Origin of the sequence: Thalassospira xiamenensis M-5 = DSM 17429, from assembly GCF_000300235.2 — a bacterium.
In the GTDB taxonomy this organism is placed as follows: Bacteria; Pseudomonadota; Alphaproteobacteria; order Rhodospirillales; family Thalassospiraceae; genus Thalassospira; species Thalassospira xiamenensis.
In genome coordinates, this window is sequence record NZ_CP004388.1 from 4,355,335 (window position 1) to 4,373,580 (window position 18,246).

Here is an 18,246-nt window from a genome sequence, read left to right on the forward strand (position 1 = left end):
GCGGGCAAGATTTGCCCCGGCCCCCAGAGTGAGAGGACAAGCCGACATGTTCATTCAAACCGAGCCGACTCCGAACCCGGCAACACTGAAATTCCTGCCCGGCGAAGATGTTATGGGCCGTCAAGGCACCGCCAACTTCACGGCAACCGATACAGATGTAAAATCACCGCTTGCCCGCAAGCTGTTTGAAGTTGAAGGCATCACAGGGGTGTTTCTGGGCGGTGACTTCATCACCATCACCAAGGATGATGCCAAAGACTGGCAGACACTGAAACCGCAAATCCTTGGCGGTATCATGGAGCATTACACCTCCGGACAGCCGGTTCTTGATCAGAATTCCGGTGCCGCCACCGGTGCCAGCACCGCATCAGATGGAGATGATGAACTGGTCAGCCAGATCAAGGAACTGCTTGATACCCGTGTCCGGCCGGCCGTCGCGCAGGATGGCGGCGATATCGTCTTCCACAAATTCGAAGACGGCGTTGTCTTCCTTGAAATGCACGGCGCATGCTCCGGCTGCCCGAGCAGCACGGCGACCCTTAAAATGGGCATCGAAAACATGCTGCGTTATTACGTGCCGGAAGTTCAGGCCGTAGAACCGGTCATGGCTGACTGATTTCCCGATTCGCGAAATTTTTTCCGCCCGGCACGCACAAATTTCTGTGCCGGGCGTTGTCATTACGCGCGGAACGCAAACGTCGCAAAGGAAAAATTAACCTTTTCGATATTGCAGGTTGCGATCCGCACAACAGGCAGGCATAGATAACGGCTCGCATGAACCGGCAGTTTTACTGATCCTGGAGAAACAACATGAATAGCGCAAAAGAAGGCAGTTACCGTAAAATTGCGCTTGCTTCAGTGTTTGGAGCGGTAGGTTTACTGTATTTTGGCATTTTCGGTGGATGGGATGTTACCCCCACCCCTAAAGGTATGAGCTTTGACGAAGTCGCAGCAGTTACCGTTGCGCCGGAAAAAAAGAACGTCAAACCGCTCTACCGTCGCGATCCAGAAGTGATCGCGCTTAACCAGTATTATCAAAGCATCGGCTATAGCCTGTCGGGTGTGCAGGAAGTTCCACGCGTCTATATCAAACGCGTTCCCAAAGGCATGCGCGATCTGGCATCCGCAGACGAGCGCAAACAGATTTTCATTCGAATCATGCTGCCGCTGGCATTGCGTGTGAACGAGGAAATCACGGCGCGACGTGATCGCCTGATGGCCATACAGAGCAAGAAATATTCCGGCGACCCAATCAGTACGGCTGAAAAGGAATGGGTCGACCAGATGATGAAACGCTATCGCGTGACGGATGGTGGTGTCACCGCACTGCTTGAACGCATCGATATCATTCCGCCATCTCTGATGCTTGCTCAGTCCGCTGAGGAAAGCGGCTGGGGCACGTCGCGCTTCGTGCGCAAGGGTAATGCCCTGTTTGGCCAGTGGGCCTGGGATGAAGACGGCATCGTCCCAGAAGACCGTGCCGAAGGCAAAACCCACGTCATCAAATCGTTTAACAGCCTGATCGACAGTGTTCGTGCCTATGCACGCAACATCAACTCGCACCCGGCATATGCCGAACTGCGTGCTGAACGTGCCAAATTGCGTGAAGGCGGCGAAGTCGTGCTTGGTTGGGATCTGGCCGATACACTAACCAAATATTCCGAACGTGGTGAAGAATATGTCGACTCGCTTCACGCCATCATGCGCGTGAACGGTCTTGAAACATTCGACGGGATCGGTTTCGCGTCTGGCGATATACCGCCACCGCCAAGTGTTCTGGCACTTCTTGAAGATTGATCGCACCAATCGTGCATAAAAAAGGGACCGTTTTCAGGCGGTTCCTTTTCTTATTTCCGTAAATGGATATCGCCAGATTCTATGGCCGGTAAATCCAGCCTTTCTCGGATTTGACCAGCCGGATCTCGCTTTCGACAATGCGCCTGTCACCCGCCTTGAACTCGCCTTCCTTCAAGGCCAGCATCTTGGTCTTCACCAGATCAATTGCTTCACTGACAGTGTCACCAACCGTATCAAGGTCCCCGGCGGCCTTGCCCTTTTCCGTGACGTCATCGGCAAAATCCGCGACCGAGCGATCAAACACCAATTCGTAACGCACCATAACTGTCGTTTCATCGTCGGCTTCTTTGATGCTGTTGGTCTTTGTAACATTTTCGACATGACCAACTTTGGCATAAGGATCATCACGGAAACGTTCGATCACGGCCGTGGTGATCTCATTAGCTGTTGGGCCTGCGGTCTTTGTATCGTCGCACGCAGCCAAGGCCACAAGCGCCGGAACAAACAGAATAAATGCAAAAAAATGACTGATGCGATGCATCGACAAGTTCCTTATGCCTGAAATACGTTTATGGCGCTAACCTGTTACAGTCCGATGTGGCAGAAATCAGGTCGATCCACGCTATTGCCCAAACGATAAACGCCATCAGGGCTGCGCGATCCATTTGCCTTTAATCTTAACGAAATCGACGACCCGGGCGACGTCAAAGCGCTGATCTTTTTCAAATTCACCATAAAGGCTGGTCAGGCCCGTCAATTCAACAGTTCCAAGAATACCAAGATAATCACGAAATCGCATACGTTCGGCTTCCGAAGCTGACCCCGGATCGGCAACAATGCGAATGGCATTGGCAAAATCAATGTCAAACACCAGTTCGTATCGCACAGACACACGACTGCGATTGTCGCCTGTTCGCTCCGTATCGGATATCTCGATATTTTCCAGATGCGATAGCATGCCTATCAGGGCTTCATCGTGCAGTTCTTTCAAGCTAGACGTAATCAGTTCTGACGAAGGCCCGGAAGCATTGCACCCGAACAGAATCAAAAAAACTGTGCATAGCCCAAAACGCCATTTGCATGAAAAATTCAACGTCACGTTCCCACGATTACCGGTTGTTTTTTGTTATATTCCGGCCTCTTAAAGTAAAATGGCGGAAATTGCATCAGCAATTCCGCCATTTTAACAATATTGTTTAGCGCAACTTAGCCGTGTTCTGCCTCGTGTGCGGCCAGTGCTGCCAGGTTGACAAGGTCGTTAACCGTACTGCCCATCTGGGTTATCTGTGCCGGCTTTTCGAGCCCGATCATCACCGGACCAACAACCGTACCACCGCCCAGCTTGTCGAGAAGCTTTGACGCCGTTGTCGCCGCATGAAGGGCCGGCATTACAAGCACATTGGCCGGGCCAGAAAGACGGCAGAACGGATAAAGCTTCAACAGTTCAGTATCAAGCGCCACATCAACCGCAATATCACCATCGAATTCAAAATCGACATTACTGCGCTCAAGGATGCCGACCGCCTCGCGGATACGGTCGGTATCTGCACTCCACGGGTTGCCAAACGTCGAATGCGATACCATTGCCACACGCGGCTCGTGACCAAGCTGACGGGCTTTCTCGGCCGCCTGGATCGCAATCTCGGCAAGCTGCTCGGCATCGGGCATGTTATGCACGCGCGTATCGGCAATAAACACCGTCCGGCCTTTGGCAATTGCAATCGAAAGACCCATAGGGATTTCGCCCGGCTTGGCATCGATCACTGAACTGATATCGGTAAAGCTGCGATGGAAGTTTCGCGTCAGGCCGGTAATCAGGCCATCGGCGTCACCCTTGGCCACCATGACGGCGGCAAAGACGTTACGCTTCTGGTTGACCATGCGCTGGCAATCGCGCCACAGGAAGCCTTTACGCTGCAGGCGACCATACAGGAACTCGGCATATTCCTTGTTCTTGTGAGAAAGGGCCGCGTTGCTGATTTCAACACCTTCAAGGCTTTCGATACCGAGCGATTTGGCCGATTCCGCGATCCGGTCCTCGCGACCAATCAGGATCGGAGTACCATAACCGGAATTGCGATAGGCCACAGCCGCACGAATAACGGTTTCCTCTTCGCCCTCGGCAAAGGCAATCCGTTTCGGATGCGCCCGCACATAATCGGAAATCAGTTGTAGATGGGCCGCCGTCGGATCAAGACGACCGCGCAGCTGATTTTCATATTCCGCCATGTCAATGATCGGTCGGCGTGCAACACCACTGTCCATCGCGGCCTGTGCCACGGCCTTGGGCACAGCAATGATCAGGCGCGGGTCAAATGGTGCCGGAATGATATATTCCGGACCATATTGCAGGCGACGGCCGGAATAAGCCGCAGCAACCTCGTCAGGCACATCTTCTCGCGCCAGTGACGCCACCGCATGGGCCGCGGCAATCTTCATTTCCTCGTTGATCGTGGATGCCTGAACGTCAAGCGCCCCGCGGAAGATATAAGGGAAACCAAGCACGTTATTGATCTGGTTGGCATAGTCCGAACGCCCGGTGGCACAGATCGCGTCATTTCGGATCGCGGCGACGTCTTCCGGGCTGATTTCCGGATCCGGGTTTGCCATGGCAAAGATGATCGGCTGTTTGGCCATGCTTTTGACCATGGCCGCCGTCACCGCACCCTTGACCGACAGGCCAAAGAACGCATCCGCCCCGTCCATCGCTTCTTCCAGCGTGCGGGCATCTGTTTCGGCCGCGTGCGCCGATTTCCACTGGTTCATGCCGTCTTCACGGCCCTTGTAAATCACCCCGCGCGAATCGCACATGATGACATTATCGGGTGTGACTCCCATGCTTTTGACCAGTTCGCAACATGCAATCGCCGCCGCACCCGCACCGTTGATCACAAGCTTGATGTCTTTAAGCTCGCGCCCCGTCAGGTCGCAGGCATTGATCAGGCCGGATGCGGCAATAATCGCCGTACCGTGCTGGTCGTCATGGAATACCGGAATATCCATCAGTTCGCGCAAGCGTTGCTCGATGATGAAGCATTCCGGGGCCTTGATGTCTTCAAGGTTGATCCCGCCGAACGACGCGCCAAGGAAGCGCACGCAATTGACGAACTCGTCAACATCCTCGGTCGACACTTCAAGGTCCAGCCCGTCAACATCGGCAAAACGCTTGAACAGGACCGCTTTGCCTTCCATTACCGGCTTGGATGCCAGCGCACCCAGATTGCCAAGCCCCAGAACGGCCGTACCATTCGAGATCACGGCGACGATATTGCCCTTGGACGTATAGTCATAGGCCGTTGCCGGATTCTTGGCGATTTCGAGGCATGGCACCGCCACACCTGGTGAATATGCAAGTGAAAGATCGCGCTGTGTGGTCAGCGGCTTCGACGGAGTGATTTCGATTTTTCCGGGGCGGCCACTTGAATGAAACAGCAGCGCTTCACGGTCACGAACCTTGATTTCTGAATCTGACATATATTTTCACTGACGCTTGCGTGGTGGATTGGAAAGCGGCGAGAACCTGTAAACTTTAACCCGACAATCAGGTGTGGAGCCGTCATGCCGGACCGCTCAATAAATCAGGCTTCTGGCCCCGGGTCAAAGGCGACGTTAACGGCAACCGCAAAATTACGTAGCGTTTTCCGTATGTTGCAGCGCATCATATGCCAACCGGAAATAAGAAAGGCGATCATTTCTGATCGCCTTTTACGTTTTAGCAAACCATGTCCGTCATGCCGAAAAATGCAAATACGCACTCAAAATCAAGGGATTATCCCTGATGCAGATGAATGTTTTCCGCGCCGTGCTTTTTCAGAATCGCGGTCGCCTTGGCTTCTGCATCGTCCTTGTCGGGATCAATCCGCACCCACAGGATCACCGACCCGGCATTGATCGCGCGGGCGAAATCTTCGGTATGCGGGGTTGATGTAACTTCCTCGATAAATTCGCGAAGCGCCACGGCGCCAACGCCCGCACCAACCGCAAGCGCCACCGGCGCGGTTGCCGCCCCGCCAAACAGTGCAATCGCCCCCGATGCCACCAAGGGCACCTCGTATTTTGCTTCACCGACCAGCGCGGTCAGCACATCGGACCAGGACCGGCCATCCGACCCGGCAACATCAATTGATTCATGGGAACTTAAAACCGACAGGTCCGTGCGCGAAAATCCGCTATCGCGCAATTCCCGAACCGCGGCATCAAAGCCGTCTTTTGTATCGAATAATCCAACCAGTTCCGGTGCCTGACGGGTCGCTTGGTCTGCTGCCATCTTCTTATCTCCTTGGTCACTGGTCAAAGGGCGGCAAATCGGCGATGATCGCGCTACTTTGCTGCCTGCGTATCTTAACATATTTTACAGAAAATCAGGCATTGCAATGGCATAGGTCAAAAACTGCTCCCGGGCCGTTTCATCCCCTCGTCAATGCCTTCAGGGTTTGCTATCACACTCGCCATGAACAATATTGCCGATCCTTCCGATACTCAGACCGTCCCCCTTTCGTTCGATACCGAAGGTGCGACCCCGATGATGATGCAGTTCCTTGAAATCAAGGAACAGTATCAGGACTGCCTGCTGTTTTACCGCATGGGCGACTTTTACGAGCTGTTCTTCGACGATGCCGTCAAGGCGGCCGAGGCACTCGATATCGCGCTGACAAAACGTGGCAAACATCAGGGTAACGAAATTCCCATGGCCGGTGTTCCCGTCCATAGCCACGAAACATATCTTCAGCGTCTGATCCGCAAGGGTTTCCGTGTCGCTGTCTGCGAACAGATGGAAGACCCGGCCGAGGCCAAGAAACGCGGCGCCAAATCCGTCGTCAAACGCGGCGTTGTCCGACTGATCACGCCCGGCACCCTGACCGAAGACAGCCTTCTGGATGCCCGGCGCCATAACTATCTGGCTGCGGTGTCCGAAGTTCGCGGCAAGGTCGGTCTAGCCTGGCTTGATATGTCGACCGGCGATTTTTATGTTCAGCCCTGTGATATGGGCGGGCTTCCTGCCGCCCTTGCCCGTCTTGACGCTGGTGAGCTTCTGATATCGGACAAACTTCTGAATCGTTCGGAAATGTTCGATATCTACGCCGAATACAAAAACGTCATCACACCGCAACCCGCATCACGCTTTGATGCCGAAAATGCCCAGCTGCGCCTTAAAAAACTATATGAAGTTGCGGCCCTGGACGCTTTTGGCGGATTCGAAATTGCCGAACTTTCGGCGGCCGGGGCGCTAATCGATTATGTCGATCTGACCCAGAAGGGTCAGATGCCGCGCCTTGCCCCACCGCAACGCATGGCTGCGGGTGCTGCAATGGAAATCGATGCCGCCACCCGCCGGTCACTGGAATTGACCCAGACCCAATCAGGTGAGCGCAAGGGATCACTTTTATCGGTCATCGACCGTACCCGCACTGGCGCAGGTGCACGCTTGCTAGCCGCCCGTCTGTCCGCACCGCTGACCGATGCGGGCACGATCAATAAACGCCTTGATCTGGTCTACTATTTCCATGATCGCGATGCCCTACGGTCCGATCTGCGCGCTGCCCTTGGCGAATGTCCGGATATCGAACGTGCATTGTCACGTCTGTCCGTCGGTCGTGGCGGCCCACGCGATCTGGCTGCCATGCGCGATGGTCTGGCCTGTGCCTTTGCGATTGGCAACCTTTTGCACAAACCCGATGGCGGCAATGACGGCCTGACCGCGCAACCCGCCGCCCTTATCGATCATTTGACCGATATGGGCCATCACGGCGATCTGGTTGATCTTCTGCGCCGGTCGCTCAGCGAAAATCTGCCGTTGCTGGCACGTGATGGCGGCTTTATCGCGGGTGGTTATCACCCGCCGCTTGATGAATTGCGCATGCTTTCAAGCGAAAGCAAAAAGCTGATCGCCAATCTGCAGGCCCGATATACCGAACAAACGGCCATCACCAGCCTTAAGGTCAAACACAACAACGTCCTTGGCTACTTCATCGAAGTACCGGCCAAACAGGCTGACCGGATGATGGAAATCGATGAATTTATTCATCGCCAGACCATGGCCAATGCGGTTCGTTTCACCACGGTCGAGCTGTCCGAGCTCGAAAGCAAGGTTTCCAAGGCCGGGGATCAGGCGCTTGCACTTGAACTCGAACTGTTTGACTCACTGGTCACGGGCGTCCTTGAACATGCCGACGCCATCGCGCGCTGTGCACAGGCGCTTGCCGGGCTTGATGTGTCGGCCGCGTTGGCCGAACTGGCGCGTGATCAGGTATGTATCCGCCCGACCATTGATGACAGCCTTGCCTTTGATATCCGTGGCGGTCGCCATCCAGTGGTGGAAGCCGCCCTGCGCGAAAATGGCGACAGCCCCTTTGTCGCCAATGACTGCCGCCTTGAAGGCGAACAAAGCCTTTGGCTGATTACTGGTCCGAACATGGCCGGTAAATCGACCTTCCTGCGCCAGAATGCCCTGATTGCGGTTCTGGCCCAGATCGGTGCCTTTGTCCCGGCGGAAACGGCGCATATCGGTGTGATTGACCGGCTGTTTTCGCGTGTCGGGGCAGCGGATGATCTGGCGCGTGGCCGGTCGACATTCATGGTCGAAATGGTCGAAACCGCCGCCATCCTTAATCAGGCATCCGATCGTTCGCTGGTTATCCTTGATGAAATCGGGCGCGGCACGGCAACATTTGATGGTCTTTCAATTGCTTGGGCGGTTGTTGAAAACCTGCACGAAGTCAATAAATGCCGTGGCCTCTTCGCAACCCACTATCATGAACTCACCGCCCTTGCCGCCAAGCTTGCCCATCTGTCCTGCCACACCATGCTGATCAAGGAATGGCAGGGCGAAGTCGTCTTCCTGCACGAAGTCGGTGCAGGAAGTGCGGATCGGTCTTATGGCATTCATGTTGCCCAGCTCGCAGGCCTGCCCAAACCAGTGATCAAACGCGCCGAACAGGTACTGAAAACCCTGGAGAAGGGCGAACAGAGCGGTGCGGTTTCCAAACTGGCCGATGACCTGCCGCTTTTTGCTGCCGCAATCGAGCAGGTCAAACAGGAAGAAAAAGCCAAAACCCCTGCATTGTCGCCAGAACAAAAGGCCCTTCTGGATGCTGTGGCTGAAATCGATCCCGATAACATGACCCCGCGCGAGGCACTTGATGCGCTGTATCGCTTGCGCGCCATACGCGGTTGATTTCGCATCTGTCGCGAAAAATATCGGCCAACGCATTAAAAACAGGCACTTTGCCCTTATATCAGGCAGGTGCCTGTTTGCTTTTTGATGTTAAACTCCGGCGATCAGCCGAACACTGGCATCGGAAACACGGCATGCCATATGCATTGGTGTGGACCCAAAAGGGCAACCAACCCGTTCATGCCAGACCCGACCGAGGAAACCACTTCAAGTGACGTATAGAATCAAGAAACAGCGCGAAATCATCGACCGCCGCAAAATCTTTGCCGAGCTTGAAACCATCGCTGCCAATGCGGATCTGACATCCTTCAAACAGCGTGCGGAAATCCTTAAACACCTCAAAGCCGTTCTGGAAGATGGCCGCAAGGTCATCCGCGCCCGTTTCGAAGAAACTAATTCGGGGCAGGACGCGGTCTTTTCCAATAGTTTCCTGATCGATCAGATTGTTCGTCTGATCCATGATTTCGCCCTGAAATTCGTCTATCCGCTGCATAATCCAACCAATGAGCAACGCATGGCGGTTGTCGCGGTTGGTGGTTATGGTCGTGGGGATATGGCCCCGCAATCGGACGTCGATATCCTGTTCCTGTTTCCCTACAAACAGACCGCGCATGGTGAACAGGTTGTCGAATACATTCTTTATATGCTCTGGGATCTAGGGCTGAAGGTCGGGCATGCCACCCGTTCGATTGATGACTGCCTGCGCATGGGCAAACAGGACATCACAATTCGCACCAACCTGCTTGAAAGCCGGTTCGTATGGGCGGATGAAGAAGTCTATAAAGCCTTTCGCGCCCGTTTCATGGAAGAACTGGTCAAGGGCACGGGGCTTGAATTCATCGAAGGCAAGCTGAACGAACGCGATGAACGCCACATTCGCATGGGTGATTCCCGCTATGTGGTTGAACCCAACGTCAAGGACGGCAAAGGCGGCCTTCGCGATCTTCATACCCTGTTCTGGATCGGCAAATATCTTTACCGTGTCAGCAACCCGCTTGAACTGGTCGACCTCAAAGTCCTGACCCGCAAGGAAGCACAAGGCTTTCTGAAAGCACAAAACTTCCTGTGGTCGGTGCGCTGCTGGCTGCATTACCTGACCGGACGCGAAGAAGACCGCCTGACATTTGATATGCAGCGCGATATTGCCGATAAGCTTGGCTATACCGACCATGCAGGCGCATCAGGTGTCGAACGCTTCATGAAACACTATTATCTGATGGTGAAACATGTCGGCAACCTGACCCGCATCTTCTGTGCCGCCCTTGAAGAACGCCATCAACGCAAACCGCTAATCCGCTTCCCGGCACGTTTTTTCGGTAGCAAGGAAATCGACGGTTTCCAGTTGCGCAATGATCGCCTGACCGTCGACAGCCTCGAAACCCTTCAAAGTGACCCGATACAGATATTACGCCTATTCCTTGTCGCCCATCAGAACGGGGTCGGCATTCATCCCGAAACGCTGCGCTGGGTAACACAAAGTCTGAAACTGGTCGATCACAAGTTGCAAAAGGATCCGGCCGCGAACGAGGTCTTTCTTGAGATCCTGACACACCGCGATACCCCCGATATCCCGCTTCGCAAAATGAACGAAGCCGGGCTGCTTGGCCGTTTCATACCGGATTTCGGTCGTGTCGTTGCCCAGATGCAATATGACATGTACCACACCTATACCGTGGACGAGCACACCATCCGCGCGATCGGCATATTGAACCAGATCGAACGCGGCGAACTGGCAGAAGAAGCCCCGGTCGCCACCCGTATCATGGAAAAGGTGATTTCGCGTCGCGTGCTTTATGTCGCGGTATTGCTTCATGATATCGCCAAGGGCCGAGGCGGTGATCATTCGGAACTCGGCGCCGAAGTCGCCGAAAAGCTTTGTCCGCGTCTGGGCCTGTCGCCTGCCGATACCGAAACCGTCGCCTGGCTGGTCAAAGCCCATCTGTGGATGAGCCTGACGGCATTCAAACGTGACCTGAATGACCCGACGACGATTCGCGCCTTTGCCGATCTGGTCCAGTCACAGGAAAGACTGCGTTTGCTGCTGTGTCTGACGGTCGCCGATATTCGCGCTGTTGGCCCGAATGTCTGGAACGGCTGGAAAGCGACCCTTCTGCGCGAACTGTTCTATGCCACCGATGACTTGCTTTCGGGCGGCCTGAATGCCGACAGTCGCGATTCGCGTGTCGCCCGTGCCCAGCAGAAATTGCGCGACGCCCTTGCCGCATCCGGTTCCAACTGGCCAGAACAGGATGTCGAGGACTTCATTGATCGCGGTTATCCGTCCTATTGGCTCAGTTTTGACACCGAAACCCATGTCCGTCATGCCCATTTGACCCGTGATGCCAAGGCAAGCGGTGCGGACATCACGATCGATATGCGAATCGAAACCGATATCGATGCCACCGAAATCATTGTCCACACCACCGATCATCCCGGGCTGTTTTCCCAGATTGCCGGATCGATGGCGCTGTGTGGCGCCAATGTCGTCGATGCCAAAATCCTGACCCTTGCCGACGGCATGGCACTTGATACCTTCTTTATCCAGGATACCAATGGCGAGGCCTTCAACGACAAATCCAAGCTTGATAAATTACGCAAAACGCTTGAACAGGTGATTTCAGGCCGTCTGCGACCGAGTCAGGAAATCGAACGTCGCCAGATCAAGGATAACAAACACCGTACCGCCGTGTTCAAGGTTGAACCAAACGTCATCATCGACAACAAGGCCAGCCGCACCCACACGGTCATTGAAATTACCGCGCGCGACCGGCAGGGTCTGCTTTACGACGTCACACGCACGTTACGTGATCTTTCGCTGCAAATCGCATCGGCGCGTATTTCGACCTTTGGCGAACGCGCAGTCGACGTTTTCTACGTCAAGGACGTGTTTGGTCTGAAAATTGATAGCCGCACCAAATTCCTGCAGGTCAAGGAAACCCTGACCCAAACCTTGGAAAACGGCTGAACACCGACCCGAAAACACAAAATCCCCGCCCCTGCGATTGGCCAAACGCCAAATCGCCCCGGCAGGGATCCGTGTTCAATGGTGCAAGCACCATGATCGAATTTTGATTTGTATCGGAAGTTTGAACGGACGAGGGCTGGTCGGTCCTGAAACCTGATGTTATGGCCTGTTGTCCCGTAACATCATATTCCTCGGAGTGCAGCAGGTTGAGGTGGAGCGCCTTTATCCCTCGTCCGGTCAGAATAGCGAGGCTCGCGTCCCAACGAATCCTCAGCGAGATGCAATGTATGAGTATTGCAGCATATTTTCTGTGACGGTTGTCACAACCCAGTGCATTTTTAACAAAACCACAGCCTATTTCACAAAAGTTCAATGTTTGTGTGCCCATTTAGGCAAAAATTATCGCGGCTCTCTCACCGCTAATCCGCCGTCATTACGAGTTATTCACCTTCGACTGGCAGATTTCATAACTATCGAACCCGGTGGGGCTCTTTGCCACGGTTAAAAATATATTCTGGTTCATAACTTTTTCGGATTTGATCGCGAATGTCGCTCGTACGTTCCATTGCCACGGTCAGTGGTTTTACCCTGATCTCGCGTCTTCTGGGTTTTGCCCGCGACATCATGATTGCCGGGATGCTAGGTGCCGGTGGCATGGCCGATGCCTTTTTCGTCGCCTTCAAATTTCCCAACCTGTTCCGCCGCCTGTTTGGCGAAGGCGCGTTTAACGCCGCCTTTGTACCTTTGCTAGCCGGTGATATCGAAAAACGCGGCCTTGATGTCGCGCGTGAATTTGCCGCACGCGCCATGTCGATGCTGATCCTGATTACCGGTTTTCTGGTCGCGATCATCGAAATCACCATGCCTTGGGCAATGCATGTCTTTGCACCGGGGTTTGCCGAAGACCCGGAAAAATTCGCCCTTGCCGTCGAACTGTCGCGTATTACCTTCCCCTATCTCGCCTTCATTTCGGCTGTTGCCCTGATGTCGGGTGTGCTTAACACCCTGCACCGCTATGCCGCGGCAGCGGGTGCGCCCATCATCCTCAATATCTGTCTGATCGCTGCCCTTCTGGGACTGACACCGATGACCGAAACCCCGGCCCATGCCCTGGCATGGGGGGTTGCGATTGCCGGTATCGCGCAGTTCGTTTGTCTGGTGATTGCCTGCAAACGCGCCGGTTTTGTCATAAAATGGCAATTGCCCAAAATTGATGACCGGATAAAGTTGCTGGGCAAACGCATGATCCCGGGCATGATCGGTGCGGGCGTCTATCAGTTGAACCTGCTGATCGATACCATGCTGGCATCCCTTGTTTCGGATGGTGCCGTATCCTGGCTTTACTATGCCGACCGCGTCCATCAATTACCGCTGGGCGTCATCGGTATCGCGATTGGCACCGCCCTGCTGCCGACCCTGTCACGCCAGCTTCAGGGCGCGGATGCCAAAACCGCGATGTATAGCCAGAATCGCGGCATCGAAATCGCATTGCTGCTGACCCTGCCTTCCGCGGTTGCGCTTGGCGTAATGGGTATTCCGATCATCAATGTCCTGTTTGAACGCGGTGCCTTTGGTGCCAGCGAAACACTGATGACTGGCATGGCACTGACCATTTTTGCCTTTGGCTTGCCCGCGTCGGTTCTGGTCAAGGTTCTCGCGCCGGGATTCTTTGCGCGCGAAGATACCAAAACGCCCATCCGCATCGGCATTTCCGCCATGGTGATCAATATCGTTCTGATCATCGCCCTGATGCCGACCTTCGGCCATCTTGGCATTGCGGCAGCAACCTCGACCTCGGTCTGGATCAATGCAGGCGCGCTTGGCTGGATTCTGCACAAACGCGGTGATCTGGCCTTTGACGACCGGCTTAAACGCCGGGTACCACGCATCTTGCTGTCATCGGTTCTGATGGGGCTTGCCCTGTGGTTTGCCATCGACTGGCTGTGGCAAAATGACGCCCTTTCAATCACGCGCGTCATCACCATGGCCGGGCTGGTCAGTGGCGGGTTGCTGATTTACGCCGTCACCGCACAGCTTTCGGGCGCGACCAGTTTCTCGGAACTGAAAGCAACTCTTAAACGCGGCAACACTGCCTGAAGACGACTATTGCGGCTTATTTCCGTCATTTCGGGACAAGCCGCTTGACCAAATCCGGTCCGGCGGCTTAACTCCCGCCCGAAGATTTGCAGGCTCGTCCGCCGGCGGGTGTCCAAAACCTGGCGGAGCATGCAGATCAATCAACACATTTTTTGGAAATGGACGACACCGTTATGGAACGTGTTTTTTCGGGTGCTCAGCCCACCGGCAACCTTCATCTTGGCAACTATCTTGGTGCGATCCGCAACTGGGTCGCGCTGCAGAAAGACTTCGAATGCATCTTCTGCGTCGTTGATCTGCATGCCATAACCGTCTGGCAAGAGCCCAATGAACTGCGTTCCAACATCCGCGAACTTGCTGCCAGCATGATTGCATCTGGCATCGATCCGGAAAAACATGTCCTGTTCAACCAAAGTCAGGTTTCGGCACATGCCGAACTGGCTTGGATTTTCAACTGTGTCGCGCGCATCGGCTGGCTGAACCGGATGACCCAGTTCAAGGAAAAGGCCGGCAAGAATCGTGAAAACGCATCACTTGGTCTTTATGCCTATCCCAGCCTGATGGCGGCCGACATTCTGGCCTACAAGGCGACCCATGTGCCGGTCGGCGAAGACCAGAAGCAGCATCTTGAACTGACCCGCGACATTGCGATCAAATTCAACAACGATTTTGGCGTCGAGTTTTTCCCACAGCCAGATCCGCTGATTCTTGGTCCGGCAACGCGCGTGATGTCACTACGTGACGGTTCGAAAAAGATGTCGAAATCCGATGCATCGGATATGTCGCGCATCAACATGACCGACGATGCCGACACGCTGGCAAAGAAAATCCGCAAGGCCAAAACCGATCCGGAACCGCTGCCAAGCGAGGCTGCGGGTCTTGAAGGCCGCCCCGAGGCCAAAAACCTGATCACCATCTATGCCGCACTGACCGATGCAAATGTTGCTGACGTTCTGGCAGAACATGGTGGAACCCAGTTCTCGGGCTTCAAACAGGCGCTGACCGATGTTGTTGTCGAAAAACTGGCACCAATCACCGAAGAAATGGCACGTCTTAAAGCCGACAATACCTATATCGACGCAGTTCTGGCAAAGGGTGCAGAACGTGCGGATGCCATTGCCCAGCCGATCCTCAAAGAGGTCAAGGAAATCGTCGGTTTCCTTAATCGCTAAAACCGCCAAGGATTCGTTACTAAATCAAAACAAAACCCGACATCAAACGATTGTCGGGTTTTTTGATACTTTATGATCAGGTAATCAGATTGAATTGCCTGAGGGCTGCTGACGACTTTCCTGCATTGCCTGGTATTTCTTAAGCCCGTCCATCATGGTCTGACTGAACCAGACTCCGACCGGGGCGTCACTATTGCTGTGGCTTTGTGCTTTTTCCATCAATGGATGGACCATTTCGGCACTGTCTGCGCTATCATTGCGCGCTATGTCGCGCTCTGAATTTGCCCTATCCTCGCGCTGAATCTGCTGACCTGATGCCGGCTTGTCCTGTGCCACTGCATTGGTCGATGCAACGGCATTATTTGCCATGGTTTGCGCCCGATCACGGCCAAGGGCTGCGTTAAACCGTGCGGCCATTTCCGCGGCACTCAAGGGGCTCTGCTGCCCCGAACCTGCTTCTTCTGAATTTGCCGGTTTGGTTACGTCACCCTGCTTGATCTTGGCATATTTTGCCTCCCGGGCAGCAATTTCGGGCGCAACGCCAAATTGCGATGTTCCACGGCTTAACCGCCCGGAACTTTGCGCGCGTGCCCAGACCGTATCACCATTTTCGCTACTAAAGGATGCGCGCTGTATCATGCCCTGATGCCCATTGCGGCTGTCCTCTGCGGTGCGCATGGTCATGTTTGATGCAATATCACTCTGCCCGGCACGTGCAATTGCTACGGCCAGTTCGGCCGGATCGGCATCCTGCGCGTCGATATTGGTTCCGGCCACATCATCCCCTGCCTTGGCCAAAAGACGCTGGGCGGTCTGTATTGCGGGATCATCGCCTGCTGACATTGAAGCTGCCGACGGTGCGACCTGCTGTCGGGCAACTGATTGCGTCAAGGTTTGAGCATTAGAGACAGCCGGACTTGCGACTGGTTTAACAGCTCCATAGGCAGCTGCGGCATTGGCATTGCTAACCGCCCCGCCCCAAGGCGTCACCAGATCAGCCGCATTGTAGGCCGTGGTATCTGTTTGGGTCTCAGTACCCTGCTGTTCGTTCATCGCCAGTGTCTCAACACCGGCCACCGGGGCAGCATCGGTAATCGTTGCTTGTTCGGCGGGATCGACCGGTAAACCATCCTCGCCGGCCATTGACCTGTCACCAACCATCCACGGCAGGACAAGATCGCTTGCCCCTACAGTTGGGCCACCTTCGAGCGATGCATCGGCCATCAACGGCTGATCTGCCGGGGCCTCGTCACCTTCAAACATCGCCATGATATGCGCACCGGTGTCTTCACCGGTCGCCAGATCGACAACCGCATCAACCGCCGCACCGGCCAGACCAAAGATACCGCCAAACAGACCGCCACCAACAACGCGCGCACCATTGCCAAGCTCGTCGCCTGTGATGCTGCGGTAAACCATGCCCACGCCGGGGATATGCTGCAAAGGATTGATCACATCGAGGAAATCGGTGAATTCAAAGCCGTCCTTTCCGAACATATATTCGGAAAAGCTGCGGCCTTCTTCGGCACCATCAACAAGCTGCTCGGCCGCACCCGATCCAGCAGACCCGCCGCCTGCCGCTCCGTTTGCGATGCTTGCCCCGTTACCGGGCGATATTTGCCGCCAATCTGCACCAATCGACATATCAGTCCTCCTCTTGCCAACTATTTTGCAAAAGGAGTGCCAGTTTTTTTCTGGTTAAGGTATTGATTTTAAGGGAATTTATTGAAAGAGAATTTGACGCAGAACTGCCTGTCGGAATCTTCTGCCGGGTAGCATCAGGCAGTCATAATCAGGTGGATTCCGTTATGCGCGACTCAAAACAGGTGGCCGGCGCGGTCCTTTTTGGTCTGAAGATAAAATTCGTTATGACCATTGGACGGAAACTTGTGCGGCACACGTTCGGCAACCGTCACGCCCCAGCTTTCAAGCCCAGTAAGCTTTTCGGGATTATTGGTCAGGAGCCGGACGGTTTCAAACCCCATCTGACGCAGCATTTCGGCAGCTGGCCGATAAACCCGTTCATCAGCATCAAAACCAAGTTCCTCGTTGGCATCCAGCGTATCAAAACCGCGGTCCTGCAATGCATAGGCGCGCAATTTGTTCACAAGCCCGATACCGCGCCCTTCCTGTCGCAGGTAAAGAATAATTCCGCCCTGCCCGCTTTTCGCAATTTCGGCAATCGCTCCGCGCAATTGCGGTCCGCAATCACATCTCAGCGACCCGATCAAATCGCCGGTAAAGCATTCTGAATGCAGCCGGATCAAAACCGGCTGATCTTTTGCCGGCTCATCAATCACAATCGCCAGATGTTCCTGACCACCATCTTCCGGACGAAACGCGATAACCGTTGCGTTCTCGGCATTTTCCAACGGAACGCGCGCTTCGCTGACTTGGCGCAGGGTTGCGGCCGATGCGTCTTCGTATCCATTGATGCTCTCGGACTGAAGCACCAGAAGGTTCTGCGCCTTTGACAGCATTTCAAGCTGTTCGGGGTCAACCGGTGCCGTCACCACCGCCGGTAGCAACCGAGCCAGCTTCGCAAGGCGAATGGCCGCACTTTCGGCCATATTGACCGGACGCCACGCGCCAGCTGGCATGCTTTCAAGATCCAGCAACGGGTTGGCTATCTCGGCCAACGCTTTCGCATCAACAGCTGATTTTTTGGCGCTGACAAAAGCAATGAAATGATCGTTTTTACAGGTCTTTCCGAGCGATCTCGCCCGCACGCGCGGCAAAACAATCGCGGTATTTCCGCTTTTGCCAGCAATGTCATGAAGGCGCGTCAATCCGTGGTCAGAAAGCGGTTCGGCAGCAATCACCGCCACACAATGGGCAATGCCGTTTGCCTGTCCCTGGACCAGAACGATTTCACCGCGCCGCAAATCGGCAACAGCACGCGATACGGTCACCAGATCGGTCGCGGAAACATTGGCTTTTGATGGCACGGCAGCAGATTGGGTCATTGCAGTCTTTGTTTCTTCTGGGTCATACACGGATGATCACAACATCGCGATCCGGTCGGTATGGGGCTGGATAAG

Annotated in this window: 12 protein-coding genes; 6 read left to right on the top strand and 6 right to left on the bottom strand. The window is 54.6% G+C overall.

Going from position 1 to position 18,246, the window contains the following annotated elements; all coding sequences use genetic code 11:
- Positions 1-46 precede the first annotated feature (46 nt).
- Together TH3_RS20125 and TH3_RS20130 are read left to right on the top strand one after the other, a co-directional pair.
- Positions 47-616, top strand: coding sequence for a NifU family protein (locus TH3_RS20125; RefSeq protein WP_007088547.1), 570 nt, complete (start codon positions 47-49; stop codon positions 614-616).
- A 194-nt stretch (positions 617-810) separates the two neighbouring features.
- Positions 811-1,797 carry a glucosaminidase domain-containing protein gene (locus tag TH3_RS20130; protein ID WP_007088546.1) on the top strand — a complete coding sequence of 329 codons (987 nt, stop codon included), beginning with the start codon at positions 811-813 and terminating at the stop codon, positions 1,795-1,797.
- 79 nt (positions 1,798-1,876) lie between these two features.
- Here TH3_RS20130 and TH3_RS20135 read toward each other — a convergent pair whose 3' ends face one another.
- The 4 genes from TH3_RS20135 to TH3_RS20150 form a co-directional block, all read right to left on the bottom strand.
- Entirely contained in the window at positions 1,877-2,338 is a 462-nt protein-coding gene (locus TH3_RS20135; RefSeq protein WP_007088545.1) for a hypothetical protein, read from the bottom strand.
- A gap of 105 nt (positions 2,339-2,443) precedes the next feature.
- Positions 2,444-2,896: a hypothetical protein gene (locus TH3_RS20140; protein ID WP_076519474.1), complete on the bottom strand. Its 453-nt coding sequence runs from the start codon at positions 2,894-2,896 to the stop codon at positions 2,444-2,446.
- 107 nt (positions 2,897-3,003) lie between these two features.
- On the bottom strand, positions 3,004-5,271 hold the full coding sequence (locus TH3_RS20145; RefSeq protein WP_007088543.1) for an NADP-dependent malic enzyme: 2,268 nt from the start codon (positions 5,269-5,271) through the stop codon (positions 3,004-3,006).
- A 295-nt stretch (positions 5,272-5,566) separates the two neighbouring features.
- Positions 5,567-6,064 carry a hypothetical protein gene (locus TH3_RS20150; RefSeq protein ID WP_007088542.1) on the bottom strand — a complete coding sequence of 166 codons (498 nt, stop codon included), beginning with the start codon at positions 6,062-6,064 and terminating at the stop codon, positions 5,567-5,569.
- A gap of 183 nt (positions 6,065-6,247) precedes the next feature.
- On the opposite strand from TH3_RS20150, the gene mutS reads away from it, so the two are divergent.
- The 4 genes from mutS to trpS all read left to right on the top strand — a co-directional run bounded on the left by mutS (position 6,248) and on the right by trpS (position 15,205).
- A complete protein-coding gene (gene mutS, locus TH3_RS20155) occupies positions 6,248-8,971 on the top strand; it encodes a DNA mismatch repair protein MutS (RefSeq protein ID WP_007088541.1) in 2,724 nt (907 codons plus the stop codon).
- Between the two features lie 211 nt (positions 8,972-9,182).
- Positions 9,183-11,936 carry a [protein-PII] uridylyltransferase gene (locus tag TH3_RS20160; RefSeq protein ID WP_007088540.1) on the top strand — a complete coding sequence of 918 codons (2,754 nt, stop codon included), beginning with the start codon at positions 9,183-9,185 and terminating at the stop codon, positions 11,934-11,936.
- 546 nt (positions 11,937-12,482) lie between these two features.
- On the top strand, positions 12,483-14,033 hold the full coding sequence (murJ, locus tag TH3_RS20165; RefSeq protein WP_007088539.1) for a murein biosynthesis integral membrane protein MurJ: 1,551 nt from the start codon (positions 12,483-12,485) through the stop codon (positions 14,031-14,033).
- A gap of 173 nt (positions 14,034-14,206) precedes the next feature.
- On the top strand, positions 14,207-15,205 hold the full coding sequence (trpS, locus tag TH3_RS20170) for a tryptophan--tRNA ligase (RefSeq protein WP_007088538.1): 999 nt from the start codon (positions 14,207-14,209) through the stop codon (positions 15,203-15,205).
- Positions 15,206-15,289: 84 nt separating this feature from the next.
- Here the strand turns inward: trpS and TH3_RS22520 are convergent, their stop codons facing one another.
- Both TH3_RS22520 and ribA read right to left on the bottom strand, forming a co-directional pair.
- Complete coding sequence (locus tag TH3_RS22520) at positions 15,290-16,849, bottom strand: hypothetical protein (protein ID WP_007088537.1); 1,560 nt, start codon at positions 16,847-16,849, stop codon at positions 15,290-15,292.
- A gap of 173 nt (positions 16,850-17,022) precedes the next feature.
- Positions 17,023-18,171: a GTP cyclohydrolase II gene (gene ribA / locus TH3_RS20180; protein ID WP_007088536.1), complete on the bottom strand. Its 1,149-nt coding sequence runs from the start codon at positions 18,169-18,171 to the stop codon at positions 17,023-17,025.
- Between the last annotated feature and the right edge of the window lie 75 nt (positions 18,172-18,246).

Bases quoted from the DNA above. Each gene is read 5' to 3' on its own strand.
- TH3_RS20125 (WP_007088547.1), top strand. From the start codon at position 47: ATGTTCATTCAAACCGAGCCGACTCCGAACCCGGCAACACTGAAATTC.
- TH3_RS20130 (WP_007088546.1), top strand. From the start codon at position 811: ATGAATAGCGCAAAAGAAGGCAGTTACCGTAAAATTGCGCTTGCTTCA.
- TH3_RS20135 (WP_007088545.1), bottom strand. From the start codon at position 2,338: ATGCATCGCATCAGTCATTTTTTTGCATTTATTCTGTTTGTTCCGGCG.
- TH3_RS20145 (WP_007088543.1), bottom strand. From the start codon at position 5,271: ATGTCAGATTCAGAAATCAAGGTTCGTGACCGTGAAGCGCTGCTGTTT.
- TH3_RS20150 (WP_007088542.1), bottom strand. From the start codon at position 6,064: ATGGCAGCAGACCAAGCGACCCGTCAGGCACCGGAACTGGTTGGATTA.
- mutS (WP_007088541.1), top strand. From the start codon at position 6,248: ATGAACAATATTGCCGATCCTTCCGATACTCAGACCGTCCCCCTTTCG.
- murJ (WP_007088539.1), top strand. From the start codon at position 12,483: ATGTCGCTCGTACGTTCCATTGCCACGGTCAGTGGTTTTACCCTGATC.
- trpS (WP_007088538.1), top strand. From the start codon at position 14,207: ATGGAACGTGTTTTTTCGGGTGCTCAGCCCACCGGCAACCTTCATCTT.
- TH3_RS22520 (WP_007088537.1), bottom strand. From the start codon at position 16,849: ATGTCGATTGGTGCAGATTGGCGGCAAATATCGCCCGGTAACGGGGCA.
- ribA (WP_007088536.1), bottom strand. From the start codon at position 18,171: ATGACCCAATCTGCTGCCGTGCCATCAAAAGCCAATGTTTCCGCGACC.